Consider the following 21,206-nt stretch of genomic DNA (forward strand, 5'->3'; position numbering starts at 1 on the left):
TCACCTCTCGCTGCGTTGTGTTCCGTGGAAGTCCGTTGTGTCGTTCAGTGGTTGACGGTCCGTCACTTGTAGTGCGGGGGTGGCGGGTCGGCCGACTCCGAGTTCTTACCCAGGGTGGGCAGCAGCCATTTCGCGTACGACGCCCGCCAGCCGTCCGGGCTGGTGCGGTAGCCCTCCAGTATTCGGTTGACCCGCTGTACCAGGTCGGTGGCGTCCTTGTTCATCGCCACGCCGTAGTACTCCTTGGTGAACGTGGTGCCCTTCAGCTCCACCGTCGGGTCCTGCGCGGCCTGGCTCGCGGCGAGCGCGCCGTCGGTCACCACCGCGTCCGCCTGGCCGAGTTGGAGCTCCACCAGGCAGTCCAGCTGGTTGGCTACGGGGGGCAGGATCCTCACGCTGGCGGGCAGCTTGCCGCTCGCCTTGTCGGCGGTCAGCCGGTCGTTCGCCGTGGAACCCGACGCGGAGCAGACGCGCTTGCCGGCCAGGGACTTGTCGTAGCCGGTGATCGTCGACGCCTTCGGGGCGAGAACCTGCTGGCCGGTGAGGAAGTACGGGGCGGAGAAGGCCACTTGACCGGCCCGGGCGCAGGTGATCGTCATGGTGCGGACCACCATGTCGACCTGCTTGTCCTGCACCGCGGGGATGCGCTGGTTGGTCGGGATGGCCAGGAACTGGACGCTGTTGGCGGTGTACGAGTCGCCGAAGATGTTCTTCGCGATCGCGGTGACCAGGTCGATGTCGAAGCCCTCCAGGTCACCGGAGGAGCTGTTGGGGTTGCGGTAGCCCCAGCGGTAGCTGTTCTGGTCGATGCCCACCTTCAGCACACCGCGCGCCTTGATGGCGTCGATGGTGGTGCCGTCGGCGTCCGACGGGGGCGGGCTCTGGTTCTGGACGGTCGCCTCGTCGCACTCGGGCGCCCTGGCCTGGGTGCCCTGGACCGTCCGCTGACCGCCGAGGGCCGCGCCGCCCTCGCCGCGCGACTGGGTCAGCGGCAGCAGCAGCACGAAGGCGACCGCGAGGACGCAGACGACCGCCATCGCGCCCACCCCGCCCCAGCCCCGCAGGCCGGCCCGCAGGCGCCGCACCGCGCTCAGGCGGCGAAAGAAGTCACTCCGTGCGCGCATCGTCACGCCCCCTCTCACCGGTACTCCGACAGCCTGCGCCCGATGCCCAGGACGGCCCCGGCCGCACCCAGCACCGCGAGCACCGCGGCCCCGACGGTGAGGCCGGTCATCGCGTCCAGGCCGTCGCTCGCCGACTGCCTGAACTCCTTCGTCTCGTGCACCAGCGCCGTGTTCAGCGAGGCGTCCACGGCGTTGAAGCACTCGCCCGTCGCGCCGCTCTTGCCGATCACACCGTCACGGGCCTGTTGGTAGAGGCCCTTCTCGTTGTCGTCGCTGATCTTCGCGTGGCGGGAGATCCACACCTTCATCGAGCTGTTGGCGACCGCGACCGGCTTGCGGCCCGCGGAGTCGTCGGCCAGCGAGTCGGCCAGCTTCAGGCCCTTGCCGAGCTTCGCGATCTCCTGGTCGTACTCGTAGTCGTAGGCGTCCACGACCGTCTTGTCCGCCAGTGTCTTCGTCTCCGCGCCGCGGCTGACCAGCGTCAGGTTCTCGTCGCTGCGCGCCTTCAGGGAGGCGATCCGCGCGTCGTGCAGCACGTTGAGCGACTTCACGCCGTGGTCGTACGAGGCGTCGAGCCCCGCGCGGGCGACGGTGTGGCCGACGACCACCCACAGCAGGACGACCGCGGTGGTGGCCGAGGCGGCGACCAGGCCGTGGTTCAACACCCGGTTCGTGCGCTGGTAGTTGCGCCGCTGGGCCCACGCCAGGCCGCCGAGCGTGAGGAGCCCGAGGGCGATCGCGAACCACGGGTACGGCTTCGCGTCCCCGTAGTCGTCGCTCAGCCGCTGGTTCTCCGTCTTGTAGAGCGTCTCGGCCTTCGGGAGCATCTTGTTCTGCATGGTGTCGTTCGCGGCGCGCAGATAGGCGCCGCCCACCGGGAAGCCCTGCCGGTTGTTGGCGCGGGCCGACTCGACCAGGCCCTTGTACTCCGGCAGTAGTTCGTTGAGCTGCTTGATGGTGGTCGCGGACGACGAGCCCGGGTCGGTGTTGGCGGCGGCCGTCACCAGCTTCGCGGCGGCCGTCTTGATGTCCGCCTCGTACTGGTCGCGGGTCGCCTGCGTCTCCTGGAGCCCCGCCAGATAGCCGCTCGCCGCCATCGTGTTGGCGTCGGCGAGCGAGCGGTAGATGTCGGCCGCGTCCGAACTGAGCGGCTGGCTGTGGTGGAGCACGTCGCCGGCCGCCGTCGCGCGGCTGTCGGTCTGCCAGGCGGTGACCGCGCCGAACGCGATCACCAGCACGGCCAGCAGCGCGCCGATCGCGCGCAGCCGGCCCGGCTCCGTGGTGGCCGCCGCGCGCAGCCGGTCCACGCCCTCGGCGAGCGCGGTACGGCGCGCGGGTGCGGCGTCCGGCGTACGCCGGGGCGTGGGCGCCCCCGGCCGCCCCGACTGCGGCGGCAACGCCGGCATCGTGGGCGCGCCGGTGCCCGGTGGCGCCGCACTGTTCTTCTGCGGTTGTGTCACTGCTGACCTCCCCCAGGGTCATCCCGTCGCGGCAAGTATCGCCGCAGGGACTGACATTCCGCACCGGCCTTCACTGGATCTTGATCGGATCGCAGCGTGGTCACCGGATTTCCGGCACCACACAACGCCCCGCACCGCCCCCCTGTCCATGAATACGCCGTGGGAATCTGTTCGGTTCCCGGGTGTCAGTGCTCGTAATAGGCCCTGGCCCGCACATGTGCCTCGGCCGCGGCGCCCACCTGGTCCAGACCGAGCAGGACGGCGCCGAGGACCGGCCGCGCGGTGACGACCGTCGCCACCGCCTTGGGCGCCTTGGCGGCCAGCAACTCCCTTATACGGTCGTCCAGTTGGGGATGCCGGGCGGCGAGGACGCTGCCGCCGAGCAGTACCGGCGCCTCCTCGTCGAGCAGCTCCAGGCGGGTCAGCGCGACCGTCGCCATCGCCACGACCTCCTCCGCCATCCGGTCCACGATCGACCGGGCCACCGGGTCGCCGTCCGCCGCCGTGGCGAACAGCACCGGCGTCAACTCGTGCCGCCGCTCGTGCGTGACCTGTTCGAGATGCAGCGCCTCGATGAGGCCGTACATCGAATCCAGGCCGAAATACGCGGGCAGCGTGCGCGCCAGGGCCGTAGGACCGCCGCGGCCGTCCTCCGCACGGGCCGCGTGCCACAGGGCCTCCTCCGCCAGGCCCCAACCGCCGCCCCAGTCACCGGAGATGCGGCCGATCGCCGGGAAGCGGGCGGTGCGGCCGTCGGGGCGCATGCCCGCGCAGTTGATGCCGGCCCCGCAGACCACGGCGACCCCACGCGGTTCCGGGATGCCCGCCCGCAGCACCGCGAACGTGTCGTTGCGGACCTCCACACTCGTGCCCCACGCGCGCGCGTGCAGCGCGGCGGCCAACTGCTCCTCCTCCACGGGGAAGTCGGCGTTGGCGAGACACGCCGACACATGGTCGACCGCGCTCACCCCCGCGTCCGCGAAGGCGCGGGCGACGGCCTCGGCGACGTTGTCCACGGCCGGCCCGATGCCCACGACCGGCGGCCGGAACCCGCCGCCGCGCGCGGTGGCGAGGACTTCCCCGTCGGCCGCCACGACCGCGACGTCGGTCTTGCTGTTGCCCGCGTCGACGGCGAGGACACTTGCGGTCAGGCCCACGTGAGGTGCTCCCGGTTGTGCGCGATCAGCTGGTCGGTCAGGGCTTCGGCGTACTCGTACTGGCCGATCAGGGGATGCGAGAGCAACGCCCGGAACACCCGGTCCCGGCCCCCGCGCAGCGCGGCCTCCAGGGCGAGGTCCTCGTACGCCGTCACGTTGGCCATCAACCCCGCGTACAGCGGATCAACGTCCTGTACGGCAAGGGGAGTCGCCCCCTTGGCGCCGACGGCCGCCTGCACCTCGATCACCGCGTCGTCCGGCAGGAACGGCAGCGTGCCCTTGTTGTACGTGTTCACGACCTGGTAGGGGCTCCCGCCTCCGCCGAGCAGCGAGGCGGCCAGGTCCACGGCGGCCTCGGAGTAATAGGCCCCGCCGCGCTTGGCGAGCAGCGCGGGCTTCTCGTCGAGGGCCGGGTCGGCGTACATCTTCAGCAAGTTCCGTTCCATCTCGGCCACTTCGGAGGCCCGGGACGGCTTGGTCCGCAGTTCCCGTACGACCTCGTCGTGCGCGTAGAAGTAGCGCAGGTAGTACGACGGGACCACGCCGAGCCGGTCGAGCAGGACCCGGGGCAGGCTCAGGTCGGCGGCGATGTCGTCGCCGTGTTCGCCGAGCAGCCTGGGCAGCACGTTCTCACCCTCGGGACCGCCGAGCCGCACACCGGTCTCCCAGGTGAGGTGGTTGAGGCCCACATGGTCGAGGTGCACATCGGCCGGGGTGACCCCGAGGAGCCCGGCGAACTTCCGCTGGAAACCGATCGCCACGTTGCACAGCCCAACGGCCTTGTGTCCGGCCTGGAGCAGCGCGCGGGTCACGATCCCCACCGGGTTGGTGAAGTCGATGATCCAGGCGTCCGGGTTGGTCCGGCGGACCCGCTCGGCGATGTCGAGAACGACCGGTACGGTCCGCAGCGCCTTGGCGAGGCCGCCCGCGCCGGTCGTCTCCTGGCCGACGCAGCCGCACTCCAGCGGCCAGGTCTCGTCCTGCTCACGTGCCGCCTGCCCACCGACCCGGAGCTGGAGCAGCACGGCGTCGGCGCCCTCGACCCCGGCGTCCAGGTCGAACGTTGTGACGATCCTGCCGGGGTGCCCCTGCTTGGCGAAGATCCGTCGGGCCAACCCGCCCACCAGCTCCAGGCGTTCGGGCGCCGGGTCGACGAGGACGAGTTCCTCGACGGGCAGGGTGTCCCTCAACCGGGCGAAGCCGTCGATGAGTTCGGGTGTGTAGGTCGAGCCTCCGCCGACCACGGTCAGTTTCACTGGAGGTTTCCTCGCTTCCGGGCGCCGGGGACGGTTTTCATTTGCCGGGGGTCCGGCCCGCCGCGGAGCGGCAATTGGGGGCAGCGTCCCCCGGGAAGACACCGCATACCTGGTTAACCCTTCACTCCGGTGAGCGTGACGCCCTCGACGAACGCCTTCTGCGCGAAGAAGAACACGAGGATCACGGGGGCCATGACCAGCACGGTCGCGGCCATGGTCAGATTCCAGTCGGTGTGGTGCGCGCCCTTGAACGACTCCAGGCCGTAACTCAGCGTCCAGGCACCGGGGTTCTCGGACGCGTAGATCTGCGGCCCGAAGTAGTCGTTCCAGGCGTAGAAGAACTGGAAGAGCGCCACAGCGGCGATACCGGGCTTGGCCATCGGGAGGACGACCCGCACGAGCGTCTTGAACTCGCCGCAGCCGTCGACCTTCGCCGCGTCCAGGTACTCGTTCGGGATGGTCATCAGGAACTGCCGGAGCAGGAAGATCGAGAACGCGTCCCCGAACGCCATCGGGATGATCAGCGGCCACAGCGTGCCCGACAGGTCCAACTGCTTGGCCCAGAACAGGTACATGGGGATGATCACGACCTGCGGCGGCAGCATCATCATCGAGATGACCAGCATCAGCGACAGATTCCGGCCCCGGAAGCGGAACTTGGCGAGCGCGTACGCCACCGGGATCGACGACACGACGGTCAGGACGGTGCCGAGACCGGCGTAGATCAGCGTGTTCTTCCACCAGGTGAGGAAGCCCGGGGTGTCGAAGACCTTCTTGTAGTTGCCCCACTCCCAGGTGTGCGGGATCAGGTCGCGGCTCAGGGCCTGGCTGTCGCTCATCAGCGAGGTCAGGAACACGAACACGAACGGGAGCGTGAAGAAGAGGGCCGCGGCGACGCCGAGCGAGTGGACCGCGATCCACTCCATGAGCGCCTTGCGGCGAGCGGTGCGCTCGGCCGGGGTCACCGGCGCCCTCAACTCCACGGGCTTGTCGAGTACTTGGGCCATGGTCAGTCACCTGCCAGGTTGAGGCCGCCCCGGCGCCGCATCAGGAACGCGGTGAACACCATCGACAGGGCGAAGAGGACGAGTGCCACCACGCAGGCCGAGCCGTAGTCGAAGCGCTGGAAGCCGAGGTTGTAGACGAGCTGGGGGAGGGTGAGCGTGGACTTCTCCGGGTAGCCGGGCTCGAACTGCGTGCCGGCGCCCTGGATGACGCCGGACGCGACCTTCCCGGCGATGAGGGGCTGTGTGTAGTACTGCATGGTCTGGATCACGCCGGTGACGACGGCGAACATCACGATGGGCGAGATGTTCGGCAGCGTGACGTACCGGAACCGCTGCCAGGCCGACGCGCCGTCCAACTCGGCTGCCTCGTACTGCTCTTGGGGTACGTCGAGCAGCGCGGCCATGAAGATGACCATGAGGTCGCCGATGCCCCAGAGGGCGAGCAGGGTGAGCGCCGGCTTGGACCAGGTGGGGTCGTTGAACCAGCCCGGGGCCGGGATGCCGACCTTCTCCAGAAGTGAATTCACCGGCCCGGTACCGGGGTTGAGGAGAAACGCGAACGCCATCGTCGCGGCGACCGGCGGGGCGAGATACGGCAGATAGAAGAGGGTTCGGAAGACGCCGGTCGCCGTCTTGATCTTGGTGATCAACAGCCCGACGCCCAGGCCGAATACAACCCGGAGCGAGACCATCACCACGACCAGCCACAGGGTGTTGCGCATCGCGGGCCAGAAGTACGGATAGTTCTTGAAGACGTACGTCCAGTTCTTCGTTCCCACCCACGTCGGCGGCTTGAAGCCGTCGTAGTGCATGAACGAGAAATAGACCGTCGAGATCAGCGGATACGCGAAGAAGACCGCGAAGCCGATCAGCCAGGGCGACATGAAGGCGAGGGTGCGAAGCGCCTGTTTCCGCTGTTTCGCGGCGAGGCCGGGCGGGCGGCGCTTCTTCGCCAGGGTGACTGTGCTCATTCCGGGGCTACTTCGCCTGCGCGATGTCGGTGTCGATCTGCTTGGCGGTGCTCTTCAAGGCGGAGTCCAGGTCCTTCACCTTGCCGCTCTCGTAGTCGTACCCGAGGTTCTGGATCGTCGTCAGATACACACCGCCGTTGATGGAGGCGGGAGAGGTCGTCGAGTACTGGTTCGACGCGATGTCCAGGAACGTCTTGAAGCGCGGGTCGTACTTCAGCTTCGGGGACTTGAGGGCGGCGAGGGTGGAGGGCACGTTGTGGATGCCGTTGGAGAAGTCCACCACCGCGTCCGTGTCCGTGCTGATGTACTTGACGAACTCCCAGGCGGCGTTCTGCTTCTTGCTGGTGGCGGCGATGCCGGTGATCGTGCCGGTGATGTATCCCTTGCCGTACTGGGCGACCTGGTCGTCGGGCACGGGCAGCGGGGCAACTCCGATGTCCAGCTTGGGATTTGCGGCCGTGGCCATCCCGAGCCGCCACTCACCGTCGAGCTGCATCGCGACCTGGCCGGTGTGGAAGGGGTGCTTGTCGCCCCACTCGTCGCCGAGCGTGGAGCGGTAGCTCTCCAGCTTCTTGAAGCCGCCGAGTTCGTCGACGAGCTTCTTCTGGAGGGTGAAACCGGCCTTGAACGCGGGGTCGGTGGCGAGCGCCGACTTGCCGCTCTTGTCGAAGTACGTCGGCGAGAACTGCGCGAAGATGTGCTCGGTCGTGGTCTCCCAGCCGTGGTAGTCCGGCATGAACCCGAGCTGCGAGTACGAGTCGCCCTTGCTGATCGTCAACTTCTTGGCGTCGGCCTCGAATTCGGACCAGGTCTTGGGCGGGCTGGTGATGCCGGCCTTCGCGAATTCCGTCTTGTTGTAGTAGAGCCCGTACGCGTCGCCCAACAGCGGGGCGGTGCAACGGTTCCCGTCGAACTGGGTGTACTCGTTCATCGCCTTGGGGAACGTGGTCTCCGGGTCGATGCCGGCCTTCTTGAAGAAGGGGTTGAGATCGACCAGGGCGCCCGACGAACAGAACTTGCCGACGTTGTTCGTGGTGAACGAAGAGATCACGTCAGGGGACTTACCACCACCCGTGCGCAACGCCTGGTTGATCTTGTCGTCGGTCATGTTGCCGACGACGTTCACATGGATGTTGGGGTGCGCCTTCTCGAACCCGGCGACCAGCGACTTCACGGCGCTCAACTCCGAGGCGGCGCTCCAGGCGTGCCAGAAGTTGATGGTGACGTCCTTCGAGGCGTCGTCGGAGGCGCCGGACGAGGACTGCCCCGTACAGGCGGTGGCGAGCAGGGCGAAGGAGGCGGAGGCGGCGAGCGCGATGACCGCTTTCCGGGATATTCCGGGCATGGCGAGGTCTCCCAAGGGCAGGGCGGGGTGAGGTGGCTGAGGGGCGCCGGTGGGGCGAGGTGATGCGGGTGGTGCGGGCGGGCCGGGGTCGGTCCGGGGAAGCGGTCGGTCGGTCGGTTCAGGGAAGCCGGTTAGGTCGAAGTCGGTCCGGGGGACCGGGAGTTGGCGGGTCGGGGCATGGTCTCAGCGCGAGGTGTCGAAGACCTCGTCGCGGGTGGTTGCCAGCGCGCTCTCCAACGCGCCGCGCAGCACGGGGTGTTCATGGACGTCGCCGACGACGAGCCGGGGCCGTGATGCCGCCAGCTCCTCCAACTCGGCCTGGACGAGGGCGCGGAGAGGTTCGCCGCCCGCGGCCAGCGAGCCACCGCTGAGGACGACGAGTTCGGGGTCGAGCACGGACACGAGCGAGGCGAGACCGGTCGCGAGGTGGGTCGCGTAGATCTCCAGGAGCCGCCGCTGGGGGCCGGTGGTGTGGTCGGCGGCGGTGGCGACGAGGGCGGCGGCGACCTCGGCGTGCGGACCTGTCGGGATCTCGGTGATGCCGAGTTCACGGGCGAGCCCGGGCAGCGCCTGCGAACCGGCCAGCGCCTGGTAACCACCGCTGTTGGCCTTGGTCACCTGGCGGACCAGGGGCGCGCCCGGCACCGGCAGGAAACCGACCTCGCCCGCACCGCCGGTCCAGCCGCGGTGCAGCCGCCCGCCGAGGACCAGGGCGGCGCCGAGACCGCCCTCGTTCCACAGCAGCACGAAGTCGCCGTGCCCGCGGGCCGCGCCGAGCCGCTGCTCGGCGATGGCGACGAGGTTGACGTCGTTCTCGTACTCCACCGGCATCGGCAGCGCGGCGGCGAGTTCGTCGAGGAGAGCGGGGGAGTGCCAGCCCGGCAGGTGGGAGGCGTAGCGCAGCCGGCCGGTGTTGGGGTCGAAGGCGCCCGGGGTGCCGATGACGAGCCGATGGACGTCGTCCCGGGCGAGCCCGGCGGCCTTCACCGCCCCGTCGAGGGCGTCCGTCACCTGCCGTACGACGGGCTGGGCGGGCCGCCTGCCAGGGGTGGGCAGCTCGAATTCCCCCACCGTCCGGCCGGTGACGTCGGCGACGGCGGCGCGGATGCGCTCCGGCGTGACGTCGAGCCCTGCGGCGTACGCGGCGCTCGGATTGACCACGTACAGCTGGGCGTTGGGCCCCGGCCGCCCCTCACTCGTCCCGGTGGCGAGCACGAGTCCCGCCGCCTCCAGCCGGGCCAGCAACTGCGAGGCGGTCGGCTTGGAGAGGCCGGTGAGCTTGCCGATCCGGGTGCGGGAGAGCGGACCGTGCTCCAGGAGGAGGTCGAGGGCGGCACGGTCGTTCATGGCGCGCAGGACGCGGGGGGTGCCCGGGGTGCCTGTGCCCGGGGTACCGGAGGTTCCTGCCATGTCTTACGCCACCTGCCTTTCGAACTCCCGAACCACACAGCGTGTCACGTGATCACTGTTAGGAAAGTTTCCAATTGGGTGGGAGGAACGTAAGCCCGGGGCGAAGGGGGCGTCAATAGACACCGCCCCCGAGGCAACAGACTCGTTACCTGCGGGGGCGGTGGGGAGGTGCTGGTGTTGCCCGGCGTCTCGCCGGGTCTGCTACTTGACGTCGATGAAGTCACCGGCGGCGGTGGCCGCGCCGGTGGTGGAGGTGCCGGCGAAGACGTAGCGGAAGTAACCGTCCTGCGCGGCCTTCACGGTCGTGGTCAGGGCGCCGCTCGTCCCGGTGGTGACCGTCTTGACGGTGGTGTAGGTGCTCGAACTCTTCGCCCGGAACTGCAACTTGGCGGGCTGCGACACATAACCGGTGTACTTGCCGCTCTCCCAGTTCGCCCGCGTCAGCGCGCCGGTGACCGTGATGGTCTTCCCCTTCTTCACCGGCTCCGGGGAGGCGTTGGCGGTGAGCTTGGCGGCGCGCTGGATCTTGACCTTGCCCTTGTTGCCCCAGGCCGCGAAGTCGGTGGAGTAGCTGATCTGGTCGTCCGAGTCGTCCAGGTCGGCGTCGATGTGGGCGTAGACGCCGGCGACGTTCCAGGTGGTCGCGTCGGCCGTCTCGTACAGGCTGTCCTCGGGGTCGATCGTGATCGTGTCGGAGCAGGAGGCGGTGACAGTGGTGTCCGTCGTCGCGGTCGTCGTGCAGGTCGGAGTCGTGTCGGAGTCGATCTCGTTGTCGAAGGCCGCGAGCGAGCCGCGGTAGAGCATGACCCCGGCGAACGTCGTCTTGTAGTCGATCGTCACGTCGGACGGCCGCGTGAGCGTGTACGTGACGGGCACCTTCACCGTCGCGGTCGTCCCTACGACGATCGCCTTCCCCTTGTTGACCGTCACCCCGCTGAAGACCAGGGCCGGCGTAGCGGCCTGCGCGAGCGGCGCGGCCAGACCGGTCAGGGCCAGGGCGCCGGTCATCGCGGCGCCGATGGCGAGTTTTCTCATTCTTGTCCCCACATTCGAAACGGACCCCTGGGCATTGCGCTCCAGAACAAGGGCCCGTCGTGGGGCGACCCTAGGCATGGGGAGCCTGCGATGAAAATGAATTGAACCTGTGAAGGTGACCGCATCACGGCTTCGTCACGATGAACAAAGCCGCAGGTGGGAGCGGGTGGCGGAGATTCCCCCGATCTGCCGGAATTGCGAGGCCTGTTGGGCGCTTTTCAGCCGCTACGGCTGCGCCCCCGAGGCCGATTCGTGATGTGGGCCGACCTGCCCTGCCAGCCACCTCACAGGCTTTTGACTTTTGATCAGCGGCGTTCGCGGGGCAGGGGGATCCAGAGAGCGGGGTGCGGGGCGTGAGGGTGTTGGTGGGGTGCTGGCGGGAGGCGGCCGGCGGGTTCGCCGCGGTGCTCGGGACGGTCGAGATACTCCGGGTGGCCTTGGGCCAGGACGGCATCACCTGGGTCGAGGCGGGCGAGGACGTCGTGTTGTGGGCCGCCGTCAGTGTCGTCTGGGCGGTCGTGACCTCGCTGTCGCTACGGCGACGGGCCCGTACGGTGGGCGTCGCCTTCACCCCGGATGTCCTCGCCGACCGCCAGACACGCCAACTGCGCGTGCTACGGCCCTCCGTGGGCTGGTCCGACCGGATGGGCGCGGAGCTGAAGGCGTCGGACCGGGTCGCCGTCACGGCGGAGAAGGGGCGCGAGGAGATCTGGTTCCGCTGGCGCCCGGGCCGCCATGGCCACACGGTCTGGGGCTCGATCACCTTCGACGAACCTTCGGGGACGGTCCTGCTCGACCTTCGCGAGGGGGAGGCGTACACCGGGATCTCGGGGGTGCGGCGGGGGGTGTCTTTCGTCGCGTTGTGTCAACTGGCCCGGGGGTTGGGGTTGGTGGAGGCCGAGGGGCGCTGGAGGGGCGGGGGCCAGGCGTGACATTCGTCGAGGACGTCCTGGGCCACGTCGTCGAAGCACGCCGACAGGCCGGCCAGGATCTGCGGACGTACCGAGGAGTGGGCTTGCTGCGCGGGTGACTTGGGCGTGGAGTGGGCGCGCGTTCGTCGGTGCCGGGGTGTCTTACGGGCTGGGGGTCGGGTGGCCGCAAGGGGATAGGCGCATCCCGTCGAGCGCGATGTCCAAGAGCCGGGCCGCCTGTGTGCCGTCGTCGTCCTCCTACAGCAGGCCGGCATCCCGGCCGTCGTGCAGCGACGAGGCGCGAGGCCGCGACTGGCCGCCGCGTAGGCGTTGAAGTCCCGTAGCCAGGAGAAGGGGGCGGTGCCTGGTTCGCTCGCGAGGGTGTGCTCCTCGGCCTTCGCGCAGAGCGCTTCGACGCGGTCGCGGAAGACGGCTCGCAACAGGGTGGCCCGGGAAGGGAAGTGCCGGTGCGGAGTCGCCGACCTCACGCCTGCCCGGCCGCCCGCAGGGGCCGTCGCGCCGCCGTGTCGACCACGTTGACCTCCTGCGCTTGATACCCGGAGAGCCGTGACCAGGGGCGATCGATCATGCGCGCTGTGCGGTACGACCGTTGTGGCCCGCCCGGGGTGCTGCGCGTCGACGAGGTGCCCACGCCGAGTCCCGGGCCGGGGGAGGTGCACGCCGCGAGTGTGGACGCGGGGGAGATCGCCTTCCGGGCAGGCAGGTTGCGCTGGATGACTCCCGCGGGCTTCCCCCGTCGCCTGGGCGGCGACTTCGCCGGCCGGGTCGTGGAGGTGCGGGCCGGGGTGAGCGTGTGGCAGGCCGGGGACGCGGTGTGGGGACTCATGCCGCACCTCACCTTCGGGGCGATCGCCGACTACGTCGCCGTACCCGAGCGGTGCCTTTCCCGTGCGCCGAAGAACCTGAGCCTGCTCGACGCCGCCGCGCTTCCGGTGTCGGGCACGACCGCGCTGACCGCGCTGACCGCGCTGACGGACAAGGCTCGACTCGCACCCGGTGAGCGGCTGTTGGTCCGGGGTCCAGCAACGACCCGTCGGCCGACCGGATCGCTGAACTGGCCCGGGCTGTCGAGGCGGGGGGATGTGGGGTCGGGGGTGGTGTGGGGACGCTCGGCGCCGAGGGGTGGGGTGCGGAAATGTGACACTCGGGGGGAAAGTGTCACGCTTCTGTGGGGAGGGTGTCGGGTGGGGTGGGTCGGGGGGTTGGTCAGTGCAGCGTCGCCGTGAACTTCGTCCAGGTGGTGGGGGCCAGCCGGAGTATCGGGCCGTCGGGGGACTTGGAGTCGCGGATGGCTATGGTGCCGGGGATGTTGCGGGCGACTTCGAGGCACTCGCCGCTTCCACTGCTGTAGCTGGACTTCACGAAGTCGAAGCCGTTCGTCACTGCATGTCCTCGCTGATGCTCTCGATCAGGCTGAGCGAGTCCTTGGGGGCCAGGCTCAGCCGTGCCGTGCGTTCGAAGAACGAACTGTACGTCGAGCTTTCGGCATCGTTCTCGACCCACACGGTAGCCGCGATGCTGTCGACGTGGACCACGTCCACCGCCTCGGACTCCGCGAAGGAGATGATGTTGAACGAGCCTGCCATGCAGGCGTGGCCACCGGCCCGGAAGGGCAGCACCTGGAGGCGGACATTGTGGAGTTGGGCCGTCTTCAGCAGGTTCTGCAACTGCGCGCGCATCACCTCGGGGCCGCCGACCTGCTGTCGTAGCGCGCCTTCTCCGATCACCGCGTAGACCTGGAGCGGCTCGGGTGCTGACAGGCGAGCCTGACGTCTCATGCGGACGTCGACGAAACCCTCGATCTCGTCGGGGTCCTGCCACAGCCCCTCACTGACGACCACCGCTCGTGCGTACTCGGGTGTCTGCAACAGGCCGGGTACGAAGGCCTGTTGCCAGGTCCGTACGCGGGTCGCCACATCCTCCATCGCGATGTACTCGGCCATGGCCTCTGCCTGCGGCGAGTGCTGCCACCATCCCTTGGCCTTGCGGCGTTCACGGTCGAGTTTCGCCAACTCCAGCAGCCGGGCTACGGATTTCGACTCGTCCAGCCCGTAGAACTCGCACAGCACCCGGATGTCGGGGTCCCGCATGGGCACCCAGCCCCGTTCCATCTTCACGATCTTCGAGTTGGTCGCACTGATGGTCTCGGCGGCCTGTTGCTGGGTTTTTCCAGCGGCGTCACGCAGGCGCAGCAGCTCGCTACCGAGCTTGCGTCCCAGCACAGTTGACGCTCTGTTTCCCAGTTCAGCTGATCGGTTCACGGCCCAAGTGTCGCTCTGCCGCCGTCGTGAGTCGACGACTTTCGAACGCTGGAGACAAGTGTCTCCGAACGACTTGTGCCCGAGCCAACTGGATCGCTACGGTCGGTGCTCGTCAGCTAACTCTGCGGCGCTCCTTGTTGAGCCAACCGCACACGGAGGTGTGCCATGACCGAACCCCCCACCACCCGCGACGCCGACCCCGTCCCCCACGAGGACCGCCTCGACTACACCCCCCTCGCCCGCAGCGTCACCCTCGCCCGACGCCGCACCGCACGCCTCGTCACCGAGTGGGGGCACCCCGCCCTCGCGGGTGATGTCGCCCTCGTCGTATCCGAGTTGATGACCAACGCCCTGCTGCACGGCAGCCTGCGGGACCGACTCATCCGGGTCCGCATCACAGTCACCGGGGTCACCCTCCGCGTCGAGGTCAGCGACCCGCGCGGCGAACGGTTGCCGAACCCGTGCCTGGCAGCCGACACGGATCAGTTCGGCCGGGGATTACTCCTGGTCGGAGCCCTGTCCCACCGCTGGGGGTGGGAGCCCCGTTCCGTCGGCAAGACCGTGTACGCGGAGTGGATGCTCGGGGCCGACCCCGCCGTGGGCAATCCGCTTGTCGGCGTGCGGGAGTGAAGGCCACCCCACTGATCCCTCATCCCGACCTCACGCTCCCGGCGCTCCAACAGGCCGTGGCCACGGTCGTCGAGATTGAGCGTCACCCGGAGATGGCAAGCCGACTCCACGCAGCCGAGCAGGCGATCAACAGCGGCGACCCCGTCGTACGCGACCGTGCCATCCGTGAAGCCGGGGAAATTGTGCGGGCGGCGCACCGCGAGGTCACGGATGATCGTGGTGGTTCAAGTGGGCCGGTCGGATAGCGGTGTTGAGTGAGGTCACAGGTGAGCGAGCAGTCCTGGTACGGCGTCCGGTGTGTGTTCCGGCACCGCCAACTCGGCGTCTACGAAGAGCGGTTGACCCTGTGGCGGGCCCGCTCGCTCGACGAGGCGATCAGCCGTGGGGAGTTGGAGGCGCACGAGTACTGCGCTGACCTCGACGGCGTCGAGTACGCCGACTTCGCCGAGGCGTACCGGATGTTCGGCGAGCCGGGGGAGGGTGCCGAGGTCTTCTCCCTCATGCGGGAGAGCGGGTTGCCCGCCGGCGAGTATGTGGGGCGGTTCTTCGCTACGGGGGCGGAGCGGGCCGGGGCCTGAGGCGTGCCCGTGGCCTCGGGCTCAGCTCTCCAGGAAGGGTGCCGTGTCCAGGGTGGGGTACGGGGCCGGGAGGACGAGGGGATTGCCCAGGCCGACCTTCGACTCGGCGTCGTAGTACGCCTCTTTGGGGTCGTCGCCGGGGAGGACGGGGGCGGTGTAGCAGTGGGCCGTCTTCGTGGTGCGGTTGATCAGGACGAAGACCGGGACTCCTGCGGCGGCGTAGGTGCGGAGCTTCGGGCCGGTGTCCGTCTCGTGGTTGGTGGACGTGAGCTCGCCGACCAGGGCGATCATGTCGATGGGGTACCAGCCCCTGTGGGCCTTCAGGTATGAGTCGTCGAGTTCGCTCGGCCTGCGGCGGCGGACGTAGAAGTCCGGGATGAGCAGGGCCGTCGTGGTGCCGTCCTTGTGGGCTGCGCGGTAGCCGTTGCCCATGCCCACGAGGCGGTGTCCGGCGGCGCGGAACTGGAAGGACAGCTCGAAAGCGCCGTCGTTGTGATTGTCGTTCGGTGCCGGTGGCACGATGGCCATCCCCTCGACGTACTCGGGTCGAATCGGCGTCGTCGACGCCTCCTCGATCGCGATCAGCAGATCGATGGGGTCCTGCTGCGTCATGACCGGCTCCATGATGGGTTCGGCGCTCATCGATGCTTCTCCCTCGTCACGCTGCTGCCAGGCTACGCCCGTGCCGGGTGCCCCGGCAGAACCATGGGCCGCCGGGGCAGGCCTGCGACCTGGGTTTCCGCATGCGTTCACTCGAACGGGTGTGCTGAACCGTTCCGCCCGACCCTGGCCCCGCCCGTGACCCCGTACAACCCCGGGTCCCGCGCCCCCAACAGCTACCGCGTCCCCGGCCGCTGCGAAGAAAGCGGCGAGGTGGCCGCCACCTGAGGCGAGTCGGAGTTCGAGTACACCGACGGCGCCGCGACCGCCTCCGTCGGGTCCGCCGCGTCGTCCACCGGGTTCGCCGTGGCCCCGCCGACGATGCGGATGTTCGCCTCGTCGAAGGCCCGCTTCACCCGCCACCGCAGTTCTCGCTCGACGGTCACCGACTTGCCCGGCATGGTCTTGGCGGAGAGGCGGACGACCATCGAGTCGATCAACACACTGTCCAGGCCGAGGACTTCGATCGGGCCCCAGAGCAGCTCGTTCCAGGGCTCTTCCTTGCTCATCTTCTCCGTGACCGAGTCGAGCGTGGCCTTCACCCGGTCCAGGTTCTCGGAGGCCTTCACGGTGACGTCGACCCCGGCCGTCGCCCAGCCCTGGGACAGGTTGCCGATGCGCTTGACCTCGCCGTTGCGGACGTACCAGATCTCGCCGTTGTCGCCGCGGAGCTTGGTCACGCGGAGGCCGACCTCGATGACCTCGCCGGAGGCGACGCCCGCGTCGATCTGGTCGCCGACGCCGTACTGGTCCTCAAGGATCATGAAGACGCCGGAGAGGAAGTCCGTGACGAGGTTGCGGGCGCCGAAACCGATCGCCACGCCCGCGACACCGGCTGACGCCAACAAAGGGGCGAGGTTGATCTCGAAGGTCGCCAGCACCATCAGTGCGGCTGTGCCCAGGATCACGAACGACGCCACGGAGCGGAGGACCGAGCCGATCGCCTGGGAGCGCTGGCGGCGGCGTTCCGCGTTCACCAGGAGGCCGCCCAGTGCCGTGCCGTCCACCGATTCGACCGTTCGGTTCATCCGGTCTATCAGCTTGGTGATCGCCCGCCGCACCGTCATTCTCAGGACCGCCGCGATCACCACGATCAGCAGCACCCGGAGACCTATCGCCAGCCATGTGGACCAGTTCTGCTCCACCCAGCTGGCGGCGTTGGTCGCGCTCTCCTGGGCGTCCTGGAGCGAGGGCACGGTCGCCGCTGTCTCCGAAGGGCTCGGGGACGGCGACGGCGTAGCGGCGGCCAGTAGGACGGCGGACAAGGACACGGCAGGTACCTCCAGGTGCGGTCCGCCCCCGGCGCTGCGGTCAAGGTCGTACACGTCTTCGTACACGCGGTTCTAGGTCACGAATAGGTCACCGTAGGGGCAGGCACACCACACTATCGGGGCATCGTGTGTGGATCGTTGCCATGTTCAGGGGAGAGGCTGTGCTCAGCCGGGAATGAACAGGTGGGACGAACCCACAGGCCCCCGGGACTGCATCACATGTGGTCGAAAACACTCCCAGCCCGTTACCGGGACATGGTGGCGCTTCCACCAGGCATGAGGGGAGACTGACTACAGATCGTCCCGGCGCGAGCCACGCGCCGCCGACGCACAAGGAGGCATCCGTGCCGCATGTCCTGGTCCTCAACGCGTCGTACGAGCCACTCGGCGTCGTACCGCTCCGCCGCGCGCTCGTCCTCGTCCTGGAGAACAAGGCTGTCTCCCTTGAGGAATCCGGCGCCTTTATGCACAGCGCAACCGTCACAGTCCCCGCACCCAGCGTGGTCCGGCTCAAGCGATTCGTACGGGTTCCCTATCGGGGGCCCGTTCCTCTCACCCGCCGGGCGCTCTTCGCGCGCGACGGGGGCCGGTGCATGTACTGCGGTGGCGTCGCAACCAGCGTCGACCATGTCATTCCGCGCAGCCGCGGGGGCAAGCACGCCTGGGACAACGTGGTGGCGTCCTGCCGCCGCTGCAACCACACGAAGGCCGACCGGCACCTCTTCGAGATCGGCTGGCGGCTGCGCCACAAACCCGCCCCACCCACCGGCCTGGCCTGGCGCATCATCGGGACAGGTCATAGGGACCCGCGCTGGCTGCCGTACCTGCAGCCATACGGCGCGGAGGACGCGATGGCCCGGATCGACGGCATCTCCGCCTGACGATCCGGGCTTCCTTGTGTGTACCGTCGGGCCGGCCGCGGGGCGCGGCCCGACGGTACGTTCGTCGTGCGACGGGGACGGCCAGGGGGTCAGGCGGCGACGCCCCGGCTTCTGAGCAGTGCCGTGTACGCCGCTTCCGCGGCCCGCCCCTCCAGGGTGCCGGGCGGGGTGTGGGTCAGGAAGGTGTCGGTGTTCCCGTGGTGGAGGACCGAGCCGTCGTACACGACGGTGACGTGGTCCGCCTCCTCCGCGAGGTCGGCGACATCGTGGGTCGACAGCAGAACCCGTACGTCACCGGTCAGTCCGCGCAGGATGTCGCGGAAGACCCGGCGCTGGTACGGGTCCATTCCGGCGGTGGGCTCGTCCAGCAGCAGGACCCGCGCGCCGTGCACCAGTGCCCCGGCGACACCGACGCGCCGCAGCTGGCCGCCGGACAACTGGCTCGTGCGCGCGTCCGCCTTGTCGGACAGCTCGACGCGCACCAGGGCCTTGCGGGCCTGCTTCCAGGCGTCCGTACGGTTCATCCCCTTGAGCCAGCCGATGTAGGCGACGTACTCGCGCGCCGTCAGCGTGGGCATGGGCACGATGTCCTGCGGCATCCAGGCCACGGTCCGGCGATACGACGGGGTGCCCGCCGGCTCGCCGTCCAGGGTCACGCGGCCCTTCTGCGGGCTGGTCACCGAGGCCGCGAGCTTCAGGAGGGTCGACTTGCCGGCGCCGTTGGGACCGAGCAGGACGGTGAGACCGTCCGGCAGGGTGTAGGAGAAATTCCGCAGCACCGGCGGCTTCCAGCGCCGGTAGCCGTAGGTGCAGTTGCTGAGTTCGAGTGTCACGCTGTTTTCCTCGACGAGCGGGTCTGGGCGGCAAGGCCGACGGCGAAGGCCACCAAGGAGACGGCTGCCGCGAACAGGCTGTCCGCGGGGAGCGCGATGACGGTCCAGAAGTACGGCAGATTCCCGCGGAACCCCACGAGGACGACGGTGACCAGCCAGCCGACCGGGATCATCACCGCCGTCTGACCTGCCCAGGCCCGGCCCAGCAGCATCAGGCCGGTCAGGAACAGCACGTTGCGGCCCCCCGCTGTGGCCTGGGCGGATCCCTGTGCGCCGGCGATGAGCAGACTGCACAGCACCGCCACGGCCACGACGACAGTGACGAGCATGTTGTCGAGCCGCGTCATGGACCGGACCCCGGAGACCTCGGCCGCGGGCAGCCGGGATTCCAGCGAGGCCATCAGGAGGGCCAGCAGGGGGATGGGGACGAAGAGGGAGAGCGCGATCCGCGGGCTGCCCGTGAGCGACGGCAGCAGCACGGTGTTGGTCTGCACCGTGTAGAGCCCCACGCCGAAGACGATCACGGCGAGGGGCAGCAGGAGGTGGCCCCGGCGGGCCTTGAACCACCAGGTCACGACTTTTTCGCCTCACAGGTGTCGAGCGTGCGCTTGATCCACTCGGCCTGTTCGGCGCGCGGTTCGGCGAGGACACGGGTGACGTCGGCCCGCACCTGCTTCTCCAGCTTCTGAGCCGCGGGGTTGCGGCTCTCCGCCTTCCGGCGTTCGAGGTACTCCTTCTCCTGGCCGGTCTTCTCGGCGCCCCACAGCCATGCCGAGTGGGCGGCGAGGGCGGGAACCTGCTTGCAGCGGAAGGGCAGGGCCCGGATCATCACCTGGTACGCGGTGTCACCGCTGGGCAGCGACGGGGTCAGCATCATGCGCCACACGGCGTCCGTGGACGGCTTCTGGTGGCGTCCGTCGACATAGCCGTCGGTGATCAGCCGTGGTGCGGTCGAGATCGCGCCCGCGTCGTCCAGCACGCGCAGCACCTTCGCGGTGTCGCGCTGGGTCTGCGGCAGATAGCGCGCGTTGAACTCCGCCGCGCACATACGCGGCGCGCTGCCCGTGCACGTCATGTCCACGTGCCCGGCGGTCAGCGGCGGGGTGTGCGGCCAGTCGACACTCGTGCGGTACGCCCCGAGGACACCGGTCACGGCCACCAGAGCCGCCAGCGCCACCCGGAACACGCGCCACCCGAAGGGCAGCCACAGGATCATCAGTCCTACGGCGACACCGCCCGCGAGCAGGACGGGCACCGCCACCGTGACGAGGTCCGGCACCTCTCCGAAACCGATCGAGGAGAACTGCCCGGACACGTGGCGGGGCCAGTACGGCAGCACCGCCCTGGTGAAGGCGACCGTGACCCAGTCGGCGACCGCCAGGATCGGCGTCGCGATCACGCGGGGGAGCCGGCAGCCGACGGCGAAGCCGAGGACGGCGTGGGCGACGCACAGCACCATTCCGGCCAGCGGCAGACGCAGGCTGTCGAGGCTGGGCAGCGTCGCCGCGCGGGCCAGCGAGATCGCCGGGGGAAGCAGCAGAACGACCCAGGAGAGCGCGATCACGGGTGCGAGAACGTTGGCCGCGATCCGGTAACGCGAACGGGCGGGCGCCAGCGCCCATATCCGGGCGGTCCGCAGGCGTCCGCTTTCCCAGCACGACAGCGCCGCAGCCGTCGCGTAAGCCAGCGCGTAAAGAGTCTCCATCGGCGCTGCGACAATGCTCGGTGCGTAGTGGTAATAACTCGATAGAGGGGCGTTCTCTCCTACGAGGTAGTAAAGGAACGTCAATACAAGAATGACGGGCGCGGCCCATCGCACACTGCCGCTGCGCAGGCTGGTGCTGAATTTCATTGAGTCTCACTTGACCGTTCGTCGGCCGGACAGGGGTGCCCCCCGGGAGGGCACCCCTCAGACCTGGAATCTCAGCCGTCGGCCTTGGTGGTGTCAATGGTGAGCGAGCTGACGCTCAGCTGCGGGCCGAAGGTGGAGCCGCCGATCTTCATGAGCTGGAAGTAGTAGTCCCGCTTGCCGGACGGCAGGTCGGTCCACTCGCCGTTGCTGACAGCGCCGTTGAAGCACGCGGTGAACGTCTTGCTGTCGTAGGCGTCGTCCGGCTGCAGCGCGATGTCGTTCCACATCTGCACGTCGGTGCTCTTCGAACCGCTGGTGGTGCAGCCGTGGAAGGTGATCTGGGAGTACAGCTCGTCCGACCAGCGCCGGGACTCGAAGCCGACGCTGGCGGCGGTGATGGAGCTGCTCCAGTTGGCCTCGGCGATGGGCGCCAGGGCGAGTGTGACCACTGCGGCCGTACCGGTTATCACAGATATGCGTGTACCGCGCTTCATTTTTTCCCCTGTTCTTTCGTCGTGAAAGCATGGGAAAGGAACTCGCGAA

The 21,206-nt window shown here is 68.9% G+C and carries 22 protein-coding genes; 5 read left to right on the forward strand and 17 right to left on the reverse strand.

What is annotated here, in order from left to right; all coding sequences use genetic code 11:
* Window positions 1–62: 62 nt before the first annotated feature.
* The 9 genes from OG194_RS30630 to OG194_RS30670 all read right to left on the reverse strand — a co-directional run bounded on the left by OG194_RS30630 (window position 63) and on the right by OG194_RS30670 (window position 10,765).
* Window positions 63–1,124 (reverse strand): glutamate ABC transporter substrate-binding protein, encoded by a 1,062-nt coding sequence (locus tag OG194_RS30630; RefSeq protein WP_327404014.1) that lies wholly within the window; start codon window positions 1,122–1,124, stop codon window positions 63–65.
* 14 nt (window positions 1,125–1,138) lie between these two features.
* Window positions 1,139–2,584: a hypothetical protein gene (locus OG194_RS30635; RefSeq protein WP_442811653.1), complete on the reverse strand. Its 1,446-nt coding sequence runs from the start codon at window positions 2,582–2,584 to the stop codon at window positions 1,139–1,141.
* Between the two features lie 185 nt (window positions 2,585–2,769).
* A complete protein-coding gene (locus OG194_RS30640; RefSeq protein WP_327404015.1) occupies window positions 2,770–3,741 on the reverse strand; it encodes an N-acetylglucosamine kinase in 972 nt (323 codons plus the stop codon).
* On the reverse strand, window positions 3,732–4,997 hold the full coding sequence (locus OG194_RS30645) for a 6-phospho-beta-glucosidase (RefSeq protein WP_327404016.1): 1,266 nt from the start codon (window positions 4,995–4,997) through the stop codon (window positions 3,732–3,734). The genes OG194_RS30640 and OG194_RS30645 overlap by 10 nt, the downstream gene beginning before the upstream one ends.
* Window positions 4,998–5,110: 113 nt before the next feature.
* The gene (locus tag OG194_RS30650; protein WP_019065213.1) at window positions 5,111–6,004 is read right to left on the reverse strand and encodes a carbohydrate ABC transporter permease; all 894 of its coding nucleotides are present in this window, start codon (window positions 6,002–6,004) and stop codon (window positions 5,111–5,113) included.
* A 2-nt stretch (window positions 6,005–6,006) separates the two neighbouring features.
* Window positions 6,007–6,975 carry a carbohydrate ABC transporter permease gene (locus tag OG194_RS30655; RefSeq protein ID WP_019065214.1) on the reverse strand — a complete coding sequence of 323 codons (969 nt, stop codon included), beginning with the start codon at window positions 6,973–6,975 and terminating at the stop codon, window positions 6,007–6,009.
* Window positions 6,976–6,982: 7 nt separating this feature from the next.
* On the reverse strand, window positions 6,983–8,320 hold the full coding sequence (locus OG194_RS30660) for an ABC transporter substrate-binding protein (RefSeq protein WP_327404017.1): 1,338 nt from the start codon (window positions 8,318–8,320) through the stop codon (window positions 6,983–6,985).
* A gap of 183 nt (window positions 8,321–8,503) precedes the next feature.
* Window positions 8,504–9,730: an ROK family transcriptional regulator gene (locus OG194_RS30665; protein WP_327404018.1), complete on the reverse strand. Its 1,227-nt coding sequence runs from the start codon at window positions 9,728–9,730 to the stop codon at window positions 8,504–8,506.
* A 201-nt stretch (window positions 9,731–9,931) separates the two neighbouring features.
* On the reverse strand, window positions 9,932–10,765 hold the full coding sequence (locus tag OG194_RS30670) for a hypothetical protein (protein ID WP_327404019.1): 834 nt from the start codon (window positions 10,763–10,765) through the stop codon (window positions 9,932–9,934).
* Window positions 10,766–11,118: 353 nt separating this feature from the next.
* Between OG194_RS30670 and OG194_RS30675 the strand changes: the two genes are divergently transcribed.
* Both OG194_RS30675 and OG194_RS47695 read left to right on the forward strand, forming a co-directional pair.
* Window positions 11,119–11,697, forward strand: coding sequence for a hypothetical protein (locus tag OG194_RS30675; protein WP_327404020.1), 579 nt, complete (start codon window positions 11,119–11,121; stop codon window positions 11,695–11,697).
* Window positions 11,698–12,263: 566 nt separating this feature from the next.
* A complete protein-coding gene (locus tag OG194_RS47695; RefSeq protein ID WP_442811655.1) occupies window positions 12,264–12,923 on the forward strand; it encodes an alcohol dehydrogenase catalytic domain-containing protein in 660 nt (219 codons plus the stop codon).
* Here OG194_RS47695 and OG194_RS30685 read toward each other — a convergent pair.
* Complete coding sequence (locus OG194_RS30685) at window positions 12,904–13,080, reverse strand: DUF397 domain-containing protein (protein WP_327404022.1); 177 nt, start codon at window positions 13,078–13,080, stop codon at window positions 12,904–12,906. The two genes, OG194_RS47695 and OG194_RS30685, sit on opposite strands and share 20 nt — an antisense overlap.
* Window positions 13,077–13,958: a helix-turn-helix domain-containing protein gene (locus OG194_RS30690; RefSeq protein ID WP_327404023.1), complete on the reverse strand. Its 882-nt coding sequence runs from the start codon at window positions 13,956–13,958 to the stop codon at window positions 13,077–13,079. The genes OG194_RS30685 and OG194_RS30690 overlap by 4 nt, the downstream gene beginning before the upstream one ends.
* Window positions 13,959–14,123: 165 nt before the next feature.
* Between OG194_RS30690 and OG194_RS30695 the strand changes: the two genes are divergently transcribed.
* Together OG194_RS30695 and OG194_RS30700 are read left to right on the forward strand one after the other, a co-directional pair.
* Window positions 14,124–14,588 (forward strand): ATP-binding protein, encoded by a 465-nt coding sequence (locus OG194_RS30695; RefSeq protein WP_327404024.1) that lies wholly within the window; start codon window positions 14,124–14,126, stop codon window positions 14,586–14,588.
* Between the two features lie 266 nt (window positions 14,589–14,854).
* Entirely contained in the window at window positions 14,855–15,166 is a 312-nt protein-coding gene (locus OG194_RS30700; RefSeq protein ID WP_327404025.1) for a hypothetical protein, read from the forward strand.
* A 21-nt stretch (window positions 15,167–15,187) separates the two neighbouring features.
* Here OG194_RS30700 and OG194_RS30705 read toward each other — a convergent pair whose 3' ends face one another.
* Together OG194_RS30705 and OG194_RS30710 are read right to left on the reverse strand one after the other, a co-directional pair.
* On the reverse strand, window positions 15,188–15,808 hold the full coding sequence (locus OG194_RS30705; protein ID WP_327404026.1) for a Uma2 family endonuclease: 621 nt from the start codon (window positions 15,806–15,808) through the stop codon (window positions 15,188–15,190).
* A gap of 194 nt (window positions 15,809–16,002) precedes the next feature.
* Window positions 16,003–17,097 (reverse strand): mechanosensitive ion channel family protein, encoded by a 1,095-nt coding sequence (locus OG194_RS30710; RefSeq protein ID WP_327404027.1) that lies wholly within the window; start codon window positions 17,095–17,097, stop codon window positions 16,003–16,005.
* 344 nt (window positions 17,098–17,441) lie between these two features.
* On the opposite strand from OG194_RS30710, the gene OG194_RS30715 reads away from it, so the two are divergent.
* The gene (locus OG194_RS30715) at window positions 17,442–17,978 is read left to right on the forward strand and encodes an HNH endonuclease (protein WP_033284586.1); all 537 of its coding nucleotides are present in this window, start codon (window positions 17,442–17,444) and stop codon (window positions 17,976–17,978) included.
* Window positions 17,979–18,067: 89 nt separating this feature from the next.
* Here OG194_RS30715 and OG194_RS30720 read toward each other — a convergent pair whose 3' ends face one another.
* The 4 genes from OG194_RS30720 to OG194_RS30735 all read right to left on the reverse strand — a co-directional run bounded on the left by OG194_RS30720 (window position 18,068) and on the right by OG194_RS30735 (window position 21,133).
* A complete protein-coding gene (locus tag OG194_RS30720; RefSeq protein ID WP_327404028.1) occupies window positions 18,068–18,811 on the reverse strand; it encodes an ATP-binding cassette domain-containing protein in 744 nt (247 codons plus the stop codon).
* On the reverse strand, window positions 18,808–19,386 hold the full coding sequence (locus OG194_RS30725) for a hypothetical protein (protein WP_327404029.1): 579 nt from the start codon (window positions 19,384–19,386) through the stop codon (window positions 18,808–18,810). The genes OG194_RS30720 and OG194_RS30725 overlap by 4 nt, the downstream gene beginning before the upstream one ends.
* Window positions 19,383–20,516, reverse strand: coding sequence for a hypothetical protein (locus OG194_RS30730; protein ID WP_327404030.1), 1,134 nt, complete (start codon window positions 20,514–20,516; stop codon window positions 19,383–19,385). The genes OG194_RS30725 and OG194_RS30730 overlap by 4 nt, the downstream gene beginning before the upstream one ends.
* Window positions 20,517–20,734: 218 nt before the next feature.
* Window positions 20,735–21,133, reverse strand: a complete 399-nt coding sequence (locus tag OG194_RS30735) for a hypothetical protein (RefSeq protein ID WP_327404031.1) — start codon at window positions 21,131–21,133, stop codon at window positions 20,735–20,737.
* Window positions 21,134–21,206 lie beyond the last annotated feature (73 nt).

It is taken from the genome of Streptomyces sp. NBC_01288, assembly GCF_035982055.1.
Classification (GTDB): Bacteria; Actinomycetota; Actinomycetes; order Streptomycetales; family Streptomycetaceae; genus Streptomyces.